The sequence below is a fragment of the Kordiimonas laminariae genome, assembly GCF_023008165.1.
GTDB lineage: Bacteria > Pseudomonadota > Alphaproteobacteria > Sphingomonadales > Kordiimonadaceae > Kordiimonas > Kordiimonas laminariae.
In genome coordinates this window covers 698180-719295 of record NZ_JAKQZA010000001.1, presented here as the reverse complement: position 1 = coordinate 719295, position 21116 = coordinate 698180, and the positions used below count along the sequence as shown (strand labels likewise).

Below are 21116 nucleotides of genomic sequence, written 5' to 3'. Positions count from 1 at the left end.
GCGCAGATTGCCTAGATCCTTTGCCTGGCTGACCAACCACGAAGGGGAGACTAACCCTCCCCACAATACCACCTTAACTCGACCTGCAAGAGCATAGAAATAACTGCTTTGCCGATAAAAATACTGGTAGAAAAGCTACCTGCTATTACTTTGGTATAGCTATTAAATTAAAGGAATGCATGAAGAGAAGGCTCGAGTAGGGTCATTCGAGCTTGTTTGCTCTAGATGATCAATGTTGGCAGCAATGTGGAGATAAGCAGCATTGTAGCAAATGCACCAAGCATCAAGCTGAGCTCTTTCATGGTGATTAAAGCGCCTTCATTTGATGGTGCTATATCTGCGCTAAGGCGGCTAGTATGCTTACGCAGATAAGACATGGCCAGGCCAACTGAGAGTGCGCTAACACAGCCAATAAAGTTCCACCACAGCCAGAATACTTCTGGCACCATAAGCCAAAGATACATATTGATACCAACACCTGTGATCAGGCCAAGATTTGCATCGCGCGAACCAATACGTTTGAACATGATCGCCATCATGAATGTTGCGAGGATAGGACCGTAGAAAACAGAACCAATTTTATTGATGGCTTCAATCACTGTATCCGCAATATCACCACCAAATACTGAGAAAGTTACAATCACAATACCCCAGAAAAACACCATGATACGCGACCATGATACATACTGTTTTTCGCTAAATTCGCGGCCTGTAAGGCGCGTGAAATCTTCCATGGAAACAGCTGTTAACGAATTTAAAGTAGAACTAAGGGATGACATGGCGGCCGCCATAAGGGCAACCACTAGAATACCGATGATACCATGCGGCAGGTAGTTCACGATAAACAGTGGTACCATCAGGTCTGGCTTATCTTTAGGGATGAGCGAGAGGAATTCCGGTGTTGTTAATGTGAAGGTGCCAAGCACTAATCCAGTCAGGCAGTAGAGCATCACCATAGGAAAACGCAGAAGGCCGTTCATCAACAGGATCTGACGAAGTGTTTTTTCACTACTTGCAGAAAGGGAACGTTGGGCTTGTGTCTGGTCACAGCCATAATAGGAAGCATAGAGAACGATACCGCCAAAGATCATCGGCATCAGGCCCCATTCATCACCATTGAAACCGAAAGAATCCGCGCGGATAACGTCTAAACGTGATGTGTCTACATTTGCCACAAGTTCATCAACACCGCCCAGATTGTGTAGAGCAAAGGCGCCCACTATGATCACACCAAAGAAGATAAGTCCCATCTGGATGGCATCAGAATAAACAACAGCTTTCATTCCGCCTTGAAGGGAATAGATAATGGTAATAATCCCAATTACGGAAATGGAGGTCCAGAAACTAATCCCCATCATCCCTTCGAGAATAAGCGCAGTGGCATAAACCATAATGCCTGTACCGAAGGAGCGGCTGATCTGGAATACAGTGCTGATGAGCATGCGCGTGGATATACCAAAACGCCCTTCAAGATATTCATAAATACTCACCACACCGGAGCGGTATAGGGGAGGCAGGATAAACATCAGCAGCAAGATCATCGCCAAGGGTACCGCAAACTCGTACGCCAGCCACACCATGCCGCCGCCGCTCTTTAGGCCTACAAAAGCAGGGGCTGAAATGAAGCTGATTGCGGAAAGCTGGGTTGCCATTGTTGAGAGCGTGAGCGGAACAGTGCCCATGCTTCGGCCGCCAAGGAAATAATCCTTTTTGTCGGTGTTCTCTTTGAAGAAATATCCCATGCCCAACAAGGCAATCAGATATCCTGCGATAATCGCATAATCCAAAAAGTCCATATACCCCTCCCTACGAATTACTTAGTTTATAGGTGACGGCAGTGGCCGTCACGTTGCTTCTTTTTTGTGTAGATATTCCGCCATTAGGAGGAAGCTACTTGCAGTCCATGTAAAGCCCCGGTCACGTAGACGTTCGCCCGTTAGTGCATGGTGGTTTTCTGCAAAATCGAATTCCTTGCACATGCTGCAAAACCGTTTTGCAATATCGGTTGCAAGATCATTAAATCCGCTTCTTAAAAGCCCACTGAAGAACAGATAAGTGGATGGTCCCCAGATAGGACCGCGCCAATAACCATCATCCATGAATTTTGGGCTGTCAGGATGTTCGGTTGCCAAGCCGTAAGGTGTGATAAAACGTTTGATTTCAGAAACCAGTTTTCTTTTTATGTCCCCTGGTAGGCGATCTCCCAGCAGAATAGGCATGCAGTAGATAAGGCTATCAGAGGTGATAGTTTCGCCGCGAACCGCTCCTTTTGCAGTAAATTTTTCACCGTCCCAAAGCTCTTTGATGAGGTTGGCATATAAGGCGTCTGCGGTTTCTTTCCAGCTTTTGGCTTTTGCTTCAAAGCCATGTTGTTTTGCGAAAGAGGCGAGGGCATCACATTGAACAATCAGGAAGGTGTTCAGATCAGGGCTAATGACGGGCACCATTTCATCAAACATAGTGGCATTATCCCAGCCACTGTCATACCCATGCATATAGTGCGCAAGTTCATTTGCTTCTAGGCGGCGATGATTTAGCCAGAAATTGGTCCAGTTTTCGATGGAGTGAAACAGCTCCAGAGCTTTTGTTTCATCAACTTGATCGCCCATACGGTTTTGTAGCTCTTCCAGTGTCCAGCCGTGGATTGGCGGCTTGGTATAATTGAAGATCATATGGGTGTCGTTATAGGCATCCGGATAACCGCCAAATTCATCTTGTTCATCAGCCATGACCAGCATTTGGTCCCAGGCCAGGCTGTTATAGGCTGTGCGGTCTGAATTTGAAGCCAGTGCCAGGGCGTTGAAGCAGTGATCCCAGCTCCAGATACGGCACATATAGTTTTTTGACATCAGCATCGTGTCACGCTTCAGAAGGCCATGCGGCTTCACGGTAGCAGACCATGTTATATAAGCAGCTAGTTTTCTCGCAGGTTCAAGGTCCGGATTGGCCGGTGGTGTGTTTCCAAGCCATTCGCTAAAATCAGCAGCTACAGCAGATTTGCAAATATCAAAGCTGGCGCGGTTTGGTTTGGTCCATACGCTTACATAAAGATCAACCGCGATTTCCCAACTTTCGCCGGAAACATTAACCTGCACATTAAATTCTTTACCTGTCTCAGCTTCTCGTTCTGAGTAGATACTCATATGTCCGGAAAGGCGCTCAATCTGGAATTTTCTGTGGATGGGAAGAATGTTGAATGTGGCTACAGAGCAATTACCATGGTCTGCTTCTAGTGTATTTACCTCAGCTCGTTCCCTGGGGCTCAGGCTTAAGCGGCAGTCCCCAGTTCCTTTAATGCGGATAGTATCTGTACCGTCAAATACCGCTTCAACGGATTGCCCTTTGTGTTTCCAAAGGAGGGATGTTGGAGTTGCTGCAGGCCTTAGTTTTACATCTGGGTCAGTGAATTCAGGGATGAGTTCAATCACAGGCTTCGCATCGTGATGGTGGCATTTGATATAGTGACGATCGAGATCGTATGGTTCAAATTTGGCGATAAGAGGTGTGATTGAAAGCCACGAACCTCTTCTGCTGAAGGATACATCTTCAAGATTGATATGAACATCTGAATGCAAATTGCCGGACATAAACAAGCCTTTAACTGGCGCAAGTGCGCGTTCCAAACCCGCTGAGATTTTGAATTTAAGCGGTTTTTCAAATAAATTGGAACCGGTTTCTATCATTGGAGTTGGATAATTTCAACGAAAATAATTGTTATAGAAACATTGTATGCTTAATTATTGGTACCGGTTTCAATTTCCACTTGCTATAGCTGGTGAGGGGATTTATTTCTTGGTTATGTATTTTGTTATAAGTGGAGCGGGTGATGTCTGGATTGAGAAGGCGAGAGGAATTAATGCGCGAGATGTTCCGCGCTGCTGTTGCTGCGGTTCATCCAGAAACATGTTTGCCTCGCTATCTATTGGTAGCAGATAATTTCTCTGGTCGAACTATCGTTCTCGCAGCCGGCAAGGCAGCGGCTGCAATGGCTGTTGAGGCGGAGAAAATCCTCGGTTCTGTGGAGGGGCTTGCAGTAACACGTCATCATCATCTTCCTCAGGAAATGCCGAAGCATATCAGGGTGGTCGAGGCTGGGCACCCTATGCCAGATGATGCCAGTGAAAAGGTGGCTGCTGAAATGCTCACGCTTGCTGAAAGTGCGGGCGAGGGTGATCGGGTTATTGTTCTGATGTCAGGCGGGGCATCCGCGCTCTTGTCCGCCCCTGTTGTTGAAATTGATTTTGAAACCAAAAAGGCGGTGAATAAATTTTTGTTGCATTCGGGTGCTGCAATCTCAGAGATGAACTGCGTCAGAAAGCATTTGTCACGTATTAAAGGTGGGCGTTTGGCGAAGGCTGCATACCCTGCAAGCGTTGAAACCTATGCCATTTCTGATGTACCCGGCGATGTTCTTTCACATATTGGATCAGGACCAACATGCGGTGATACTTCGACGCTAAAGGATGCCAGAAATATTCTAAACAAATATGGATGGAAAGGTGATGCTGGCGTTCTGGCAGCTATTGAGAATGAAGGCAATGAAACTCCAGCGCCTGATATGTTTGTGGGCAATAAAGAGCTGATTATAGCTAAAGCCGCTGATGCACTTACTGCAGCAAAGCAGTTAGCAGTAAAGGATGGCCGGCAAATATTGATGCTGGGCGATGATCTTGAAGGTATTGCGGGTGATGTGGCGCAGGAACATGCGGAACTGGTTCGTGAATGCCGTGATAAAGGTGGGCGATGGGCTATTATCTCTGGTGGTGAAACCACTGTTGAGGTTAGAAACCCAAACGGAAAAGGCGGTCGGAACCTTGAATATTGTGCGGCACTGGTAGAAGCGCTTGCCGGTATGAAAGGTGTTTCTGCGCTGGCATGCGATACTGACGGTATAGACGGTACTGAAGATGTAGCTGGTGCGGTTTTTGATGAAAATACGTTATCCGCATTCGAAGGTGCTGGCGTTTCGGTGGCGGAAGCAAGGGCTACAAATTGTACGTATCAGCTTTTTGAAGCAATTGATGCATTGATTAAAACCGGGCCAACCCTTACCAATGTGAACGATTTTCGTGTCATTCTGATTGATGATGTCTAAGTAATTGAAGTTTGGAGCTTTCTTTGGTTAATCCCGAAAAAAATACTGGTGTGACAAGTATTCTTGCTGTGGCGAAAGCGGCTGGGGTTTCCAAGGCTACTGTAAGTAGGGTCTTGAATAACCGTCCGGGAGTGAATGCAAAAACCAAGGCGAAGGTTTTAAAAGTTATTGAAGACACCGGTTATCAACCGGATGAAACAGCACGTAACCTGTCTTTTGGTAAAAGCTCTAAAGTTGGTTTGAATACTGGCTTTAGTAGTCAGTTGAATGTGCATTTCTTCCTGTTCAGGCAATATCTGGAATCTGCTCTGTTTCCGAAAGGTATGCGAGTTGAACAGCTGCCAACCGATGAGCGAGGACTTTTTCCAGCTACTGCAGATCATATGGTTATTGCATCCATTTATGATGATGATCCCAGAGTGGCATATCTGCAGGAGCGTAATATTCCATTTGTCTCGCTCGGTAAAAGTAGTGCTGATTTTTGGGTAGCCTCTGATGAATATAGTGGTGGTCAGCAGGCTGCAGAGCATCTGCTGAAATTGGGACATAAGGATATCCTGGTGTTAGCGGGCAGTGTGTCTGGAGATGGGGCTATGTCGTCTCCGCTTCATACTCGCGCTACTAGCGAGCGTATTAGAGGTGTGCGAGATGCGCTGGGGGCCACCGGTATTGAGCTTTCCAACAAGCATATCCTTGAAGGCAATTTTACAGGGCTTGGCGCTTTTCTTGCTGTCAGGCAGGCTATTCGTGACAGTTTGAAGTTTACAGCGATTTTTGCGCTTTCTGATGTGATGGCTGCTGGTGCTATTAAAGCGTTAGAAGATCATGATCTTAGGGTGCCGGATGATGTTTCTATCATCGGGTATGATGAAATCCCGGAAGTTGGTGAGGCGATTACCACTATTCGGCAAAATACTGAAGAACTGGCCCATGCAGTGGCTGATCTGCTTGATGATGCGATCGAAGGTGCTGAGGCGCGCAGTATTATGGTACCTGTTGAATTGGTGGTGCGAGGCACCACTCAGCAATTACGCTAAACAGTGCTGTAAAAGTATTTATGAAGTGGGAGCATTGCTGCCCCTAGTACGCCGCCGTCCCCTGTGTGATCTGAAATAGTCAATCGCGGCATGGCGCGGGGTTCTGAGCGTCTGCCATCATCGTAGATTTTCAGTTTTTCAATAAGCATACGGGCGAGCGAGCGTGGGATGCGCCCACCAAGCACGATGGCATCTGTATCCAGAATAGCAGCGATTGCAGACACTACGAGTGATAGCGCAGGTTCCGTTTTCTCAATCCAATCCGTAACGCCGGGTTGCTCAGGATCAAATTTCGCCAGCATGTCAGAAATGCCTTCAATATCAGCGCCTTTTTCCTGAAGCATCGTGTGAAGGAGGTCCAGCATTGGGCGTGGGTACATATTGCTAGGTACAATCAAGCCAATCTCGCCAGCGTTACCGTTGCTGCCCCTTAGCATTTCACCGTTAATAACAATGCCGCCACCAATGCCCGCGGCAATGAATAGATATGCAAAATTTTCGTAATCACGACCAGTGCCAAGGAGGCTTTCGCCCAGAGCTGCGACATTGCCGTCGTTCTCCACCCAAACAGGGAGATTGAGTTCTTCAGCAATGATTTCATCAATATCAATGAGGGCCCATTCACCAAGGCCTGGTGGTGTATTGAACTTTGACCTGCCGCCAAGATTGTAGCCGGAGATAGCAACACCAGCGCCAAGGATGCTAGTGTGCTCGATATTGTGTTCGCTGGTGAAACTATCAAAAGACAGTTTGATCAGGTTAAGTACCTCTTTCCGGCTCATGGAGGGGGGGATGTGCGTTGTCTCTGCTATCGTTTCGCCAGCCAGGTTCACCAGTGCGATGGCAACGCAGTCTGTCATGATAGATATGCCAAAGGTGTAGGCGTAATCTCCTATAATGCTTGTAGAAAGGCTTGGTTGGCCTCTTTTCCCGGTTGCAACGCGGTCGGATGCAACGAGTATTCCCTTTTCAATCATCCCTTTGATAAGGCGAGAAATGCTCTGCTGGGAGAACTCTGATAGCGAGGTTAATTCTGCCAATGTCAGATTGGGGCGTCTGATAAGCAGGGACAGGATTTTCCTCTCACTGAGTGAGCAGGGGGTGCGGATCGAGTCTCTAAAAAATGGTGGTGTTGCAAAAGTTTTGTGACTCAAAAATCTGCTCATTCTCGCGCTTTCAATCCTGTTTTATTGCGAAATCCTAGAACTGATACGCATACCTCTATGCCGGGACGTATGTTGTCTAAAATTCCAAATATTTCAGCGGTTTCGAAATCTTACTCTAGCGATTTATATGTGTTTGGCAACTATAAAACTTAAATATAACTCATAATAAGTTTTAATAATTGTGAAAAATATGTTGCAAATATAGTTTTTATTCACAATAGTCTCGACCTAAGAGCGAGGACCCGCTGAAATTCGGGGATTGGCTTAAAAGTCCATCAGCGTTTGACAGGGAAGGAAGGCGCAAGTTGGATGTGATATAGTGTAAATGGGAGGGATAAGATGACGTTTAGCTCACTTAAAACCAAACTTTTAACCGGCGTAACTTTATTTGCTGTTGCGGGTGCTGCATCTGCGCAAGATGCGTCTGAAAAAGAAGAAAAAGTACTGTCTTTGGAGGAAATCGTTGTTACCGGTACGAGTAAAGCGCGTAGCAGCTTTTCTACACCTGTTCAGGTAACGTCAATTTCTGAAGATCAGCTTCGGAAGTTTACCGCAAGTAGCCAGGCAGATATTCTGCGTTCAGTAACAGGTATTAAAGCTGAAGGCGGTGGCGGTGAAGTTGCTGCGAACGTTTTCATTAAAGGTTTGCCGTCAGGTGGCCAGTTCCAGTTTACACCGCTCCTTTATGATGGTGTTGCATCCTTCAGTACATTTGGTCTGAACTCTTCAGCTTTTGATGTTTATTACCGTAATGATCTAGGCATTGAGCGCGTGGAATTTGTTCGTGGTGGTGTATCCAACCTGTTTGGCCCGGGTTCAGTCGCCGGTGTTATCAACTATATCTCCAAAACGGGTGAAGATGAGCCGGAAGGTCAAGTTCAGTTTGAAGTAGCTGAAGAAGGCCGGTACCGCGCCGATTTCGCAGCGAGTGGCCCGCTAAGCGCTGATGAAGGCCTTTATTACGCTGTGTCTGGTTATTACCGCTATGATGAAGGGCCACTTGATTCTGGTCTGCCAACTGAAGGCTACCAAATCCGCGGTAACATCAAAAAGGAATTTGGTGACGGATCTGGTTCTGTAACACTCTATACGCAGGTAATTGATGATAAAGTTCAGTTCTTCCTGCCTTTCCCGCTAGATGGTGATACGCGTGAACGCCCAACGGGCAATGATGGCGAAACTATCTATACGCTGCAAACCCGTGATGCATCACGCTTGAGCTACCAAACACCTGATGGCGTTTTTGAAACGCCTATTGCGGACGGTGTTTCCACACAAGGCGCTACTTTTGCGTTAGCGTTTGAGAAAGAGTTGGAAAACGGTTGGGGCTTTAACGGTAAAGTTAAATACGCTGATTATGATCACCAGTTTAACCTGTTCCTTGATGGTGACGGTATTGCGAATACACCAGAAACACAGGCTGGTTTCCTTGCGGCTCGCGGCTTAGGTGATCTTGCCGGTGCATCATTTACATTCACAGAATCTGGTCAGGCGCTTGGTGCGAATGATCTGCTGTTTGCTAACCGTATTCTGGATCGGGACCGCCCGGCGACAGATTTTACCAGTGAATTGAATATCACAAAAACATTCAATACAGGTGACTGGGAACACAGTTTCACGCTTGGTGGTTTCTTCGCGAACGCTGAAGCAGCGGATGATAATGTTATCTCAACATACCTTGGTGAATTCAATGATCAGCCGCGTCTTGTGGATCTGACCTATACGGACGAAAATGGTAATCCTGTTGTTTTCTCACTGAATGGCCTGACAAATGCTGGCGTTATTTTCTCTAATCGAGAACATACAGCCAAGCGTATTGCAGGTTACATCGCTGATCAGTTTGAAAATGATCGCTGGGTATTTGATGTTGGTTTCCGTGTAGAACGGTTTGTAGGCGATTTCTTCCGTGAAGGAACAACAACAGCTGTTATCAATGATGATCCAGGTTTTGCTCCAGGCCTTCAAAGTGTAGTAACGGGTGATGGCTCCTTCCAGATTGGTTCTGTTTCTACAACAGAATGGGCGGTTGCTCTTGGCGCTCTATACCGTCTCAATGACAATGTGAACCTTTACGGTAACTTCTCTCGCGGTTTCTTCTTCCCGCAGCTTCGTAGTGTACGTGTAAATTCTCTTGGCGAAACAGCTTCTTACGATGCTGAAATTATCAAGCAAGCGGAAGTAGGTGTGAAATATGGTTCAGCTAATTTTGCAGCAACATTCTCTGCTTTTTATGCTGAGCTTGATAATCGTGCGAACGTTGATTTTGTAAACGACGGTAATGGTGGAGTTGTTGAAGAAGTAAGTCTTCAGTCAACTAAGTCATACGGCATCGAAGCTACTGCTTCATATAATATTACAGAAACACTGCGCGTAGATGCGAATGTGACCCTTCAAGACCATGAGTTGACGCAAAATGACGGCAACCCGGCACTTATCGGCAATGAACTTCGCCGTCAGCCAAATCTGCTGTTTAACGCTGGTGTTTACTATGATGATGATACCTTCGACGTATCCTTCTTCCAAAACTATGTTGGCGATAACTTCGCAAACGATTCCAACAGTGTTGAGCTGGATGCCTTCAGTATCTTCCGTTTGGACGCTGGTTACAGCTTTGGCTTTGGTGGTGAAAAGAACGCACGTATTGGCCTCGGGGTATTCAACCTGTTTGATAGCCAAGGCACAACAGAAGGTTCGCCTCGTCAGGGTACATCTCAATCAAATACAGGCAACTTCTTTGTAGGTCGCCCGGTTCTGCCACGCCGCGTAACACTGCGGTTTAACTACAAGTTCTAAGTATTCGCAGAACCAAAGTTTCGGTGAGGGGAGGCTTCCCCTCACTTCTGTTAAGTATCAGTAAGTTTGTAGTTATTTAAAGTAGATGTATCATGGAAGCTGAGAAAATTGAGCTTCAAGGCCCGACAAATAAAGCCTTGCATGAAGCCGCAGAAAAGATCCTGATTGAGAATGACCTGGGCGGCTATTCGGTACCAAACAGAGATGTGTATCCGTTCCAGTGGAACTGGGATTCTGCTTTTGTTGCTCTGGGATATGCACAGTTCAATCTTGATCGCGCATGGCAAGAGCTTGAAACTCTTTTCAAAGGCCAATGGGACGATGGTTTCCTGCCGCAGATTATCTTCTGGAAAGATAACGCAGGATATTTCCCAGGGCCTGAGATTTGGCAAACAAATCAGCAGCCACGTACATCCGGCATCAGTCAGCCACCTGTTGTGGCAACTATTCTTCGCCAGCTTTGGGAACAAAATCAAAATGCTGAGGCGGAAGAAAAAGTTAAACAGCTAATTCCTCAGGTGTTTGCCCTGCACCGGTGGTTCGCATCCTTCCGCGATCCACTAAAAAAGGGCCTTGTTGTAACTACTCACCCATGGGAAACAGGCCGCGATAACGCGCCGGAATGGGATGAGGCAGCCAAACGTGTTGATACCAGCAATGTCACACCTTATGTGCGCCAGGATACCAAGCATCTAGATAAGAAGATGCGTCCACACAAAGAGGATTACGACCGTTTTATCGCCATGGTGGAGTTCGGCCGTGATGCTGGTTGGGACCATAAAAAAATCATCGAAGAAAGTCCATTCCGCGTAGCTGATGTGGGCATGACAATGATGCTCCTGCGGGCGAACCGAGATCTTCTTGTATTGGCTGAGCAGTTTGGTTTTGAAGGTGAAGCTGAGTTCCTAAAAAATCAAGTTTCTCTCTCTGAAACAGGTGTTGATTATCTTTGGAATGAAGAGAAGCAGGCTTTCTGTTCCCGCGATGTTATTTCAGGTGAAAGCACAGGTATTATCAGTAGCGCATCGTTCCTGAATTTTTATGCGGATGTTGGCACTGCTGCACAGCGGGCGGCCACGGAAGCTCATATTGATCGGATTGCAAAAGTAAGCCAGTTTCTTATGCCAAGCCTTGCGCCGGGTGAGAAGCAATTTGACGCAATGCGCTATTGGCGCGGCCCTATTTGGGCGGTTGTGAACTTTATGATAGCAACAGGGTGTGCTGAGCAAGGTCTTGAGACGTGGGCTGATAAAATCAGAAACGATACTGCGGCGCTTATCAAAATCGCAGGATTCTCTGAAGCCTTTAATCCTGAAAGTGGTGAAGGAACGGGTGGTACAGATTTCTCCTGGACGGCAGCTATGTGGCTGCACTGGGCAGGAAAATAACCATGCTTCAGGATAAGGTCATTATTGTTACGGGTGCCACCTCTGGCATTGGTTGGGGGATTGCGCAGGAAGTATACAGGCAAGGTTCAAAGCTTGTCCTTCATGGCCGCAGCCTTAAAGAAGCGGAAGCCGCGGTAGAGAAGCTGGGTAAAAGGGCCTTTCCTGTAGAGGGTGATCTGACTGATGAAACCGTTTTGGATGCCTTGGTGCCAGCTGCTGTGGAAGCATTCGGCAAGCTTGATGGCCTTGTAAACAATGCCGCTGTGATGACCCGGGATGATGTTGAACACACCACTCGCGATTTACATGATGAGATTATGGCGATCAACTGTCGCGCGCCACTGTTTCTCAGTCAATCTGCCATCAAACAGTTCCTGAGACAGGGCTCGGAAGGTGCGATTGTTAATATCGGTTCCATTAATGCTTATTGCGGGCAAAACAACACCCTTACATATTCTATGGCAAAAGGGGCTCTTCAAACCATGACCCGAAATTTGGGTGATGCATTAGGGCCCCAGCGAATTCGTGTAAATCAGCTCAATGTTGGTTGGACGGACACTGAAAATGAAGACCGTATCCAGAAACTACAGGGTATGGGGGCAGACTGGCGGGAGCAAATTCCGCCGGTTTTTGCACCGTCCGGGCAGCTGCTTCAGCCTCACAACATTGCGGCACACGCTGTTTTCTGGCTTTCAGATTTATCTGCACCCGTAAATGGCCAAGTTTATGAAGTTGAGCAATACCCGGTAATTGGCCGCAATAAAATCAATGTAGCCGAAAGGGCGAGCAATGCGTGAGGCATGGCGGTGGTTCGGCCCGAACGATCCCGTAAGTTTATCAGAAATACGCCAGACGGGTGCGACGGATATCGTTACAGCACTTCATGAAATTCCAATTGGCGATACTTGGCCGCTCGAGGCAATTCTTGAGCGCAAAAAAATGATTGAAGAAACGCCTGAAGGTTTATCTCCTCTGCGGTGGTCAGTTGTTGAAAGTGTGCCTGTTCATGACGCTATCAAGCGTGGTGATGCTGATGCGGGTAAATACATTCAAACATTTATCGAAAGTATGCGGAACCTGGCCGCTGCTAATATTCGGGTGATCTGCTATAATTTCATGCCTGTTATTGATTGGACCAGAACGGATCTGAGATACAGAACCGATAAGGGCGCGTATGCTTTGAAGTATGATCATGATGTGTTTGCTGCTTTCGATCTTTTCATTCTTCAGCGTGAAGGTGCTGAAGAGGACTATTCCGCAGAAGAAATTGAGCGGGCAGGGCAAGTTTTTTCATCAATGAACGTGGGTGAGAAAGATACACTTGCCCAAACAATTATGGCAGGCCTTCCAGGCAGAATGACAGATCAATACGGGATTGATGAATTCCGGAATGCCGTCGGGCGCTATGCTGATATTACGCGTGATGAATTACGAACCAACCTGTTTAGGTTCTTAAAGGCAGTTATACCCGTTGCTGAAGAGCTGGGAATGAAGCTGGCAATTCATCCAGATGATCCGCCACGTGATCTGCTTGGTATTCCCCGAATTATCTGTACCCCTGATGATCTTGAACTGTTGTTTAGCGAAATTCCGAGTGCATCAAATGGTGTAACTCTGTGTGCTGGTACATTTGGCAGTCATCCGACTAACAATGTGGTTGAAATGGCTGATACGTTTGCGGAGCGAATATATTTTGCGCATCTCCGCGGTGTCACCTTGGATAAGGAAAACCCGCTTACTTTCACGGAAGACGAACATTTAGGTAGTGATCTGGATATGGTGGGCTTGATCCGTAATCTGCTCGATGCAGAAAAGCGTAGGCCGAAAGGATATACAGGCGAAGTGTTCATTCGGCCAGATCATGGCCATCTGATGATGGATGATGTGGGTAAGAAAAGTAACCCGGGATATTCCGCGATTGGTCGTTTGAAAGGCTTAGCAGAGATCAGGGGCGTGATCCGAGCACTAGAGCAAACAGGTAACTAATGGTGGCCGCTATGCAGATTGCCATTGTTGGGGAATGCATGATTGAACACCGTGAAGATACACCCGCGGGTGATCTTCATTTCGGTGGTGATACGGTAAACACCGCCGTTTATCTATCTCGCTTGTTAAGCAGCGAAAAGGTGGATGTTTTATATGTAAGCCAGTTAGGTGGTTCAGAAAAAGATAAACGGCTTCTAGCGCGTTTTAAGGATGAAGGGCTTAATTGTAGCATGCTGCCGTTACTGCCAGAAAGGCAGACGGGCAATTATACAATTCACACAGATGAGACGGGTGAAAGGCATTTCACCTATGATCGTGCGCACTCTCCGGCGCGCGAAACTCTAAGGAGCATTGCTTGCAATGCAACGGGGCAACTGGCGAGCTGTGATGTCTTATATGTAACAGGCATCACACTCGCGATTTTTTCACCAGAAGACCGTGAAAAGTTGCTTGCATTGATGGCAAAGATGAAAGAGGCGGGCAAACAGGTAGTGTATGACATGAACCACAGGCCCGTATTGTGGGAAAGCGCGCAGATAGCCCATGAAATACACCAGAGAGCAGCCGGTGCCTCCAATATTTTTATGCCGTCTATAGAAGATCTGGAAATGGTGTTCGGAGCAGAAGAAAGTCTCTCTGTTGTTGAAAAACAACAGGGCAGAGATGATCTGCTGCTGGTGCTTAAAAATGGTGGTGGTGAGCTGGCAATCTCGAAGGCTGGCAGGCAGCATGTTTACGGCCTGGGCGTAAATGAAAACGTTTTAGATACAACGGGCGCAGGCGATAGCTTTAACGCAGGGTTTCTTGCAGCGTATCTCACGAATGGATCCATTGATGAGGCGGTAGAAAAAGCCCACCAGCTGGCATCAACGGTAATTATGCATCGCGGTGCAATTATTCCGCAAGAGGCCATGCCTTCATGAAGCCTATTGTTGTTACAGAGAACATTATCTGCACTTTAGGCGAAGGGCCAATGTGGTCAGCGCATCATGGTAAAATTTTCTGGGTAGATATTTTTGAAGGAACGGTACATGGGCTTCATATCCAAACCGGCGAAACAGAAAGCTGGGCTATGGGGGCGAGAGCATCTGTCGTTGTAGAAGATGCTGATTATAACCTTCTTGTCGTATGTCAGAACTCTAATAAAAAACTCAATCCGTTAACCGGAAAGATAGTAGAGCTATCAACGTTTGAAGAAGGGTTGCCTAATAACCGCCCTAATGATGGCAAGCTGGACCCAAAAGGCAGGCTTTGGTTCGGTACTACAGATCATTTGGAACAGAATATTTCCGGCAGCATCTATATGCTTGATAACGAAGGTAGGCTTCATAAAAAGCTAACTGATTTTGGTAATCCAAATACTTTTGCGTGGAGCCCGGACGGTACGATTTTTTACCTTGCTGACTCTGTAAAACAAACAATGTGGGCGTTTGATTTTAGCTTGGAAACGGGTGGGATTTCAAACCGCCGAGAGTTTTTCTCACTTGCGGGCACTGATATTATACCTGATGGCTCTGCTGTTGATGCTGAAGGTTATCTCTGGAATGCACAGTGGAATGGTTGGCGTATAGTACGCTATGCACCTGATGGTTCGGTAGACCGGATTATCGAAATGCCCGTTTCTTGCCCAACAAGCTGCGCATTTGGAGAGAATGACCTCGATATTCTGTATGTTACTTCGGCCCGAAAAGGACAAACAGAAGCCCAGTTAGCTGGCCAACCGGACGCAGGAAAACTGTTTAAGATTGACGCAAAGATTCCGGGAGTTGCGGTTGGTTCTACGCCCTCCCATTAGATGTTCATGCTTTCCATCCAGAACTTTGAAAGCCCTAGACTATTGCTGAACTTAACAGTTCTCTAGAGTTACAGAAATTTAGATTTGCTGATCAGCGAGCAAATTTAATCAGTGCAAAAGAAAGCAGATTATCGACACCTATACCGCTGCAGGAGGCGTTTCTTTTCGTTGACATCACAGCCGGATACCGTATCTACTACACGTGTAGTAGACATTTTCGCGAAAAGAAGGGGGATGTGATGAAATATTATTTACTAGGAGCTTCCGCGCTTTTTGCTCTGGAGGCTAATATCGCCAGTGCACATGCAGCTAATTATTTAGATGCAGCTGTTGATCCTGTCATTGAAACAGTTAAAAAAATACCAGAATTGATGAAGGTTTATGGCGTTTCCGGCTTGGCCGTAACAGCCGTAAAAGAGGATAGGGTTCTTTTCTCTCAAGGGTTCGGGGTTACCGCGAGTGGGCAATCTTACAGTTCTTCAACTTCCTGCGGTTTATATTCAGCTACGAAGGTATTGGCGTCGCTTACATATGCGAATCTTGCAAAAGATGGCAGGATTAATATGGAAGGTGAATTGGCTGACTATATTGAAGATGCGCCAGAAGCATGGCAGGATATCCCTTTCTACAGGCTCCTTAATCATACCTCCGGTATCACGATGGCCGTCAATAAAGACTGGTTTGGTGAATTAGCTTCTAATCCTGCAACACAAAACGCAGATATTTACCAAAAAGTGAGAGATATCCCCCTTGATTATAAACCGGGAGAGTTTTCAAGGTATCGTCAATCGGGTTATGCTGTTGCGGAAATGATTTTAAAAAACCAGTTGGATGCAAGCTTCGCTGATTTGGTCCATGAATATCTTACCACCCCCGCAGACATGACGAACACTAAGCACCCCAGTGTTTTGGATGATAGTCAGCCCGCTTTTCTTCTAAGCGCTGGTGGGTTTGTCACAACTGTTGATGATATGGCAAAACTTTTTATAGGGATTAATAATGCTAAGGTAATTGCCCCACAGAAATGGAAAGCATTCCTTCTTAATCAGGATTATCTCTTTAAGGATTACAGCCTAGGCAGTTTGATCGAAGAAAGAGACGGTATCTTAACTGTGGGCCATAGCGGAGGTGGCGCAAGAGCGAATATTCGCTATGCTCCAGATGAACAGACTGGTGTTATGGTTTGTACGGATGACCGCAGTAATAAAGGATTAGCTATTCCTTTGGCACGTATGCTTATGCATGAATTGGTGACAGGGGAAGTACCTCCGATGCCACTTTTAACAGCATTTGGTGATTATAAAGCTATGAATGGTGCTGATATTATCTCTGTTTATAAACAAGCGAAAGAACGAGTTGACGGCTATGATTTCTCTGATGCTGAGGCTCTGTTGAATAATATTGGTTACACATTCCTTTCCGATAAGAGGGTAGAAGACGCAATTCAGGTGTTTAAGCTGAACGTGCAGGAGCATCCGAATTCAGGAAATGTTTATGATAGCCTCGGAGAAGCGCAGTTAACAGCTGGCGATAAACTAGCTGCGTTGGCAAGTTATCAACAAGCAGTAGCGCTTAATCCGCACAACCAAGGCGCTGCGAAGGCTGTGAAAAAATTGCTTCAGGAAAAATAAGTAAAATGAGCTAGAGAAGTGACCGATTGAACCGCTCTAGCTCTTTTCATTGTAGTTATTTGTGTGATGAACTTGCTTTATATAGCCATACAAATCTGGCGATAACCGATAAAATCGAAATTAGCCATCCAAGAAGAATGATATTGATCATTTGTTCTGACTGTATGGAAAATAGCATCAGGTCTATGTTACCAGTTTGCCAATAAACCCATTCGCCTGCCAGTTCAGTTGCCAGAATCTTGTTACCTGTTTCTAGAATGATAATACCGTCACCGTTTGCGGGGTTATAGCGTGCGGAAGTGTTAATAGCTGGCTCGTTGCTTCCGTCATGACCTGCAATGAAATCACCGTGGTTATTGGATGCATATAGGATGGTACCAAGCCCCCAGATATCTGCGCCTAGTTCAGAGGCATGAGGTTCACGCATATGAAGCAGCATTTCAGGGGGTAAAATGCCTCTGCCTGCTGGAAGAGTACCTGAAGGGAAGTGCGCTTGTATGAACAAACTCATATCATGGCCACTGGTGTAGAGTGAGGATGCAGCAAGTGCTGTGAATTTATAGTGAATGGCTGGCTTGCCGTTTGTGCTATAGAGCGTGGCAAGATTCTTTTGGTTAGTATCGAGAATATAGGTGGACCGCACCATGCCTAACGGTTGGAATATATGCTCTTGCATATAATCGTTAAAACTCTGTCCGGATACTTCTTCAATAAGCAACTGGAGCAATGTGTACCCCCCACCCGAATATGCGAAAGTGCCACCAGGTTTGATACCCACCATAACGCGTCCGTCTTTCCCGGGTGAAGCATCTGCTGCGTGCGTTAGTGATTGTTCAAGGGATTGAACTTCTTGTTCGGGAAGAAAACCCGCGTACCCCAAGCCATCTGTAAGACCTGCAGTGTGGCTCAGGAGGCGCCTTACAGTTACTTTCGTGTTATCAAATTTACTTGCTGGAAGTTGCCAACGAGTTAGGTAGGTGCTGATAGGTGAATCCAGATCAAGTTTATTTTGTTCTACAAGAGATAAAACACCCCAGGCAGTTACCCACTTGCTGAGAGAAGCAACCTGAAAAAGAGTGTCGGCATTTACACTATTGTCTGGCGAATAGCTGTAATTGGTATGAATGATGCCATCTTTGATCAGGAGAAGAACGCCATTTCCCTGAGCCTGTGCGTTGAGCTTTTTTTTAGTTGCGGCTGAGAAGGCTTGTGTGTCCTCTTTCACTGCCAGTGGGGTATGAAACCAGCCTTGGTCAAAGCTTGTGAAAACCAGAAATGTCCAGAGTAATCCAAAGAAGACTGCTGTGAGAAATGTATATATATAAGACCGCATAGTGAGTTCCTGCATTGCTGACATTTTTACTATAGCTGCAGGTTTGTGAGTTTAGATATTTTTCAATTGCATACAGTCATTTGTTCTGTGAGCGGTTGCGTATAATCTGCAATCGGTGGGAGTTAAAGGCGCTGCATCACCATCTTCATATCCGGTTGATCTGCAATATGCTGAGCCAACGGTAGATCACATTTTAGTCATCAACTTAAATTAGCGTCAGTATGTAATAGATAAAAGTAGTTTTATAAATAAACCAAAATGCAACTATTGCGTTATTTTAGATAAGGTATAAACTACCCTATTTGTTTAATATAATAGATATATATTTTTAGTATACATAAAATATAGGAATATAATTTTATAACTTAAGGTTAAAATAATTCGATAAAAATTGTATAAATATATGATATTTATGAATAACATGAAAATATTTTCAGAAATTAAATAACATAACAAGTTAATTTTCTATGTAATATCTATTGTATTTTTATTGCACTCAATAATAGTATTTCGGCTTGTTTGGAGTAGATAAGGGAGCCACAGGTTTGAATGATCATCTGGTGGCTGTTTGTGCAATTGAGACAAGAGAGGGAGCCCTATCATGCCAAGCACGAATGGGAACGCGGTAACGGTAGCGGGCGTAGAATATACGGAAGTTTCACATGAGGTCTTGTTTGGACCGGAAGAGCTAGCAGAAGAGGGGCTGTCTACTTTCCCCTTTGAAGCATTCAATAACCTTCCGGCGTTTATTACGTCTGCCAGCTTAAGTAATCCATTGTTTGATTTCGGCGTTGCCGTGGTGAACGCTGCAGACGAATCTTTCGACGGATTTGTTGATGATTTGGCTGCGGTTACAACAGCCGCATTGGAACTGATTTCAGATGTTATTGTTGGCGCTGACGGAGCAGATATTCAGGTAGCGGTCACAATTAATCCAACCCTTGGGCCTGGAACTGTTGCAAGTGCAACGGCGGGGAGCTTCTTTGTAGGGCCTGAAGACGAAAACGGTTTCGTAGAGGTATTTACTTCCGCGCAACTGGAGCTTCAACAGGGTGTAGACTTGAACGGCGATACCCCAGATATCGTTATCAACGTAAATCCTGAATTTTTACTTGGTGCATCTTTTGATGTTGATCCGGATCGTGTTGCAGTACCGGGTGTGACGGATTTTGTTTCTGTACTAGCACATGAAATTATCCACAGCCTTGGCTTCTTGTCGTTCCGCGATAATACAGGTCAAGATTTTCTGCTGGATATCGATGGTGATGGTGAGCTTGAAACGCTCGATTCTACATATGGAACATTTGTAGAGTTTGATGAGGTCGACGGTTTCCTTACGCCTACCTTTAATGGCGACAATGCCGTTGAGGTGTATGGTGAAGCAATTACGCTTGAGAGCACATTTGATAGTGCTGGTTCAGACGTTTCTCACTTCGCTCTCCGTAACCCTGACGGTTCTATTGCCGATACAGCACTTGCACTCGAAAATCCTTCTGTGATCCCGGGCGATATCGTAACACTCGGTGCGCTTGAACTCGCTGTATTTGAGGATCTGGGTTATACGGTGGAACGCCCGGATGGTATTGGTCTGGTGAATACACTTGACGGCTTGCCGTTTACGCCAACGGTATCTGTAAACCAGCAACTTTCTGCTAATGGTGATACGGTTGAACTAACACTGCAGTTTGATTCAGCATCGCTCTTTACCACCCTTCCAAGTTCTGTGGGTATCACGGTTGTGGATGCAGATGGTTCTGAGCAAACATTGCGTGCCCAATTCAATCCAGGTGAAACCACTGTAACTATTGAACTGGACGCTGCAGAGTTCTTTGATGTGACGGGCCCTGATGGTTTTACAAGCATATCTGGTGATATTGACGTAACGCTCTTCTTCCCAGCACAGGCTGAACTGGCAAATGGCGGACAAACGGAAACTGTATCTGTTTCCGCAAACCTGATCAGTGGTACAATTGGTGATGATGTTATCAATGGTAGTCACGGTAATGACCAACTGTTTGGCGGTGATGGCGCTGATGATGTAAATGGTGGTAATGGCAATGATCTCGTAAGCGGCGGTGCTGGCGATGACGAGCTAGACGGTAGCCACGGTAATGACTCGCTTATCGGCGGTGCAGGAGATGACGATCTTTCAGGTGGTACAGGCCACGATCTACTGTTTGGTGGTGATGGCAACGATACTGTGGAAGGATCTCATTCCAATGATACGCTTGATGGCGGTTCTGGTGATGATGAAATCGACGGTGGTACAGGCAATGATGTAATCAATGCTGGTGCCGGCTCTGATGTTGTTGAAGGCAGTCACGGTAATGATCTTGTGTTCGCGGGTGCTGGTGATGATGATGTTGAGCTTGGTACAGGTAATGACACTGTAACTGCCGGTGATGGTAATGATACCCTTGATGGATCACATGGTAATGACCTCCTGATTGGTGATGCTGGTGATGATAATATCTCCGCAGGTACGGGTAATGATATTCTTGTTGCCGGTGCGGGTAGCGATACGCTTGAAGGTAGCCACGGCAACGATAACTTTATCTTGGGCTTTGGTAATCAAGATGATGCAGATGTTATCACTGACTTTGGTAGAAATGACACGTTATCGCTTGATGGCTTCACAACTTTTGAAACAGCAGAAGATGTGTTGGCAGCGGCCGCTCAGGTAGGGGATGATGTTCTGATCACTCTTGATGCAGCTACAAACCAGACAGTACTTCTTGAAGATGTTGATCTTTCTTCTCTTCGGGCATCAAACATTTCACTTGAAACTGAAGAGTTTGAACTGCCAACTTTTGGTTCTTTCATTTCGAATGATCTGGCTAACCTCGCATAAGGTTGCTTTAGGTATGGAAAGGCCCGCATTTTGCGGGCCTT

At 46.1% G+C, this 21116-nt stretch carries 14 protein-coding genes; 10 read left to right on the top strand and 4 right to left on the bottom strand.

Annotated elements, in window-relative coordinates:
- Positions 1-221 precede the first annotated feature (221 nt).
- Positions 222-1796 carry a sodium:solute symporter family transporter gene (locus MF542_RS03385; protein WP_247015953.1) on the bottom strand — a complete coding sequence of 525 codons (1575 nt, stop codon included), beginning with the start codon at positions 1794-1796 and terminating at the stop codon, positions 222-224.
- 48 nt (positions 1797-1844) lie between these two features.
- A complete protein-coding gene (locus tag MF542_RS03380) occupies positions 1845-3683 on the bottom strand; it encodes an amylo-alpha-1,6-glucosidase (RefSeq protein WP_247015951.1) in 1839 nt (612 codons plus the stop codon).
- Between the two features lie 143 nt (positions 3684-3826).
- Between MF542_RS03380 and MF542_RS03375 the strand changes: the two genes are divergently transcribed.
- Both MF542_RS03375 and MF542_RS03370 read left to right on the top strand, forming a co-directional pair.
- Positions 3827-5095: a glycerate kinase type-2 family protein gene (locus tag MF542_RS03375; protein WP_247015949.1), complete on the top strand. Its 1269-nt coding sequence runs from the start codon at positions 3827-3829 to the stop codon at positions 5093-5095.
- Positions 5096-5118: 23 nt separating this feature from the next.
- On the top strand, positions 5119-6132 hold the full coding sequence (locus MF542_RS03370) for a LacI family DNA-binding transcriptional regulator (RefSeq protein WP_247015947.1): 1014 nt from the start codon (positions 5119-5121) through the stop codon (positions 6130-6132).
- Here the strand turns inward: MF542_RS03370 and MF542_RS03365 are convergent.
- Positions 6129-7298, bottom strand: coding sequence for an ROK family transcriptional regulator (locus MF542_RS03365; RefSeq protein ID WP_281501481.1), 1170 nt, complete (start codon positions 7296-7298; stop codon positions 6129-6131). The two genes, MF542_RS03370 and MF542_RS03365, sit on opposite strands and share 4 nt — an antisense overlap.
- Positions 7299-7637: 339 nt before the next feature.
- On the opposite strand from MF542_RS03365, the gene MF542_RS03360 reads away from it, so the two are divergent.
- The 7 genes from MF542_RS03360 to MF542_RS03330 all read left to right on the top strand — a co-directional run bounded on the left by MF542_RS03360 (position 7638) and on the right by MF542_RS03330 (position 16891).
- The gene (locus MF542_RS03360; RefSeq protein WP_247015943.1) at positions 7638-10091 is read left to right on the top strand and encodes a TonB-dependent receptor; all 2454 of its coding nucleotides are present in this window, start codon (positions 7638-7640) and stop codon (positions 10089-10091) included.
- Positions 10092-10183: 92 nt separating this feature from the next.
- Positions 10184-11479, top strand: coding sequence for an MGH1-like glycoside hydrolase domain-containing protein (locus MF542_RS03355; protein ID WP_247015941.1), 1296 nt, complete (start codon positions 10184-10186; stop codon positions 11477-11479).
- Between the two features lie 2 nt (positions 11480-11481).
- Complete coding sequence (locus MF542_RS03350; RefSeq protein ID WP_247015939.1) at positions 11482-12276, top strand: SDR family oxidoreductase; 795 nt, start codon at positions 11482-11484, stop codon at positions 12274-12276.
- Positions 12269-13465, top strand: coding sequence for a mannonate dehydratase (gene uxuA, locus MF542_RS03345; protein WP_247015937.1), 1197 nt, complete (start codon positions 12269-12271; stop codon positions 13463-13465). The genes MF542_RS03350 and uxuA overlap by 8 nt, the downstream gene beginning before the upstream one ends.
- A gap of 11 nt (positions 13466-13476) precedes the next feature.
- Entirely contained in the window at positions 13477-14388 is a 912-nt protein-coding gene (locus MF542_RS03340) for a sugar kinase (RefSeq protein ID WP_247015935.1), read from the top strand.
- Positions 14385-15260 (top strand): SMP-30/gluconolactonase/LRE family protein, encoded by an 876-nt coding sequence (locus MF542_RS03335; RefSeq protein WP_247015933.1) that lies wholly within the window; start codon positions 14385-14387, stop codon positions 15258-15260. Before MF542_RS03340 ends, MF542_RS03335 begins: the two co-directional genes overlap by 4 nt.
- A 239-nt stretch (positions 15261-15499) precedes the next feature.
- A complete protein-coding gene (locus MF542_RS03330; RefSeq protein ID WP_247015931.1) occupies positions 15500-16891 on the top strand; it encodes a serine hydrolase in 1392 nt (463 codons plus the stop codon).
- 55 nt (positions 16892-16946) lie between these two features.
- Here MF542_RS03330 and MF542_RS03325 read toward each other — a convergent pair whose 3' ends face one another.
- On the bottom strand, positions 16947-18224 hold the full coding sequence (locus MF542_RS03325; protein ID WP_247015929.1) for a serine hydrolase domain-containing protein: 1278 nt from the start codon (positions 18222-18224) through the stop codon (positions 16947-16949).
- Between the two features lie 601 nt (positions 18225-18825).
- Between MF542_RS03325 and MF542_RS03320 the strand changes: the two genes are divergently transcribed.
- The gene (locus tag MF542_RS03320; RefSeq protein ID WP_247015927.1) at positions 18826-21075 is read left to right on the top strand and encodes a calcium-binding protein; all 2250 of its coding nucleotides are present in this window, start codon (positions 18826-18828) and stop codon (positions 21073-21075) included.
- The last annotated feature ends 41 nt before the right edge of the window (positions 21076-21116 follow it).

What these genes read in the sequence shown, in the direction of transcription:
- MF542_RS03335 (WP_247015933.1), top strand. Translation starts at nt 14,385, where the DNA reads ATGAAGCCTATTGTTGTTACAGAGAACATTATCTGCACTTTAGGCGAA.
- MF542_RS03320 (WP_247015927.1), top strand. Translation starts at nt 18,826, where the DNA reads ATGCCAAGCACGAATGGGAACGCGGTAACGGTAGCGGGCGTAGAATAT.
- MF542_RS03360 (WP_247015943.1), top strand. Translation starts at nt 7,638, where the DNA reads ATGACGTTTAGCTCACTTAAAACCAAACTTTTAACCGGCGTAACTTTA.
- MF542_RS03375 (WP_247015949.1), top strand. Translation starts at nt 3,827, where the DNA reads ATGTCTGGATTGAGAAGGCGAGAGGAATTAATGCGCGAGATGTTCCGC.
- MF542_RS03380 (WP_247015951.1), bottom strand. Translation starts at nt 3,683, where the DNA reads ATGATAGAAACCGGTTCCAATTTATTTGAAAAACCGCTTAAATTCAAA.
- MF542_RS03365 (WP_281501481.1), bottom strand. Translation starts at nt 7,298, where the DNA reads ATGAGCAGATTTTTGAGTCACAAAACTTTTGCAACACCACCATTTTTT.
- MF542_RS03350 (WP_247015939.1), top strand. Translation starts at nt 11,482, where the DNA reads ATGCTTCAGGATAAGGTCATTATTGTTACGGGTGCCACCTCTGGCATT.
- MF542_RS03340 (WP_247015935.1), top strand. Translation starts at nt 13,477, where the DNA reads ATGCAGATTGCCATTGTTGGGGAATGCATGATTGAACACCGTGAAGAT.
- uxuA (WP_247015937.1), top strand. Translation starts at nt 12,269, where the DNA reads ATGCGTGAGGCATGGCGGTGGTTCGGCCCGAACGATCCCGTAAGTTTA.
- MF542_RS03385 (WP_247015953.1), bottom strand. Translation starts at nt 1,796, where the DNA reads ATGGACTTTTTGGATTATGCGATTATCGCAGGATATCTGATTGCCTTG.
- MF542_RS03330 (WP_247015931.1), top strand. Translation starts at nt 15,500, where the DNA reads ATGAAATATTATTTACTAGGAGCTTCCGCGCTTTTTGCTCTGGAGGCT.
- MF542_RS03355 (WP_247015941.1), top strand. Translation starts at nt 10,184, where the DNA reads ATGGAAGCTGAGAAAATTGAGCTTCAAGGCCCGACAAATAAAGCCTTG.
- MF542_RS03325 (WP_247015929.1), bottom strand. Translation starts at nt 18,224, where the DNA reads ATGCGGTCTTATATATATACATTTCTCACAGCAGTCTTCTTTGGATTA.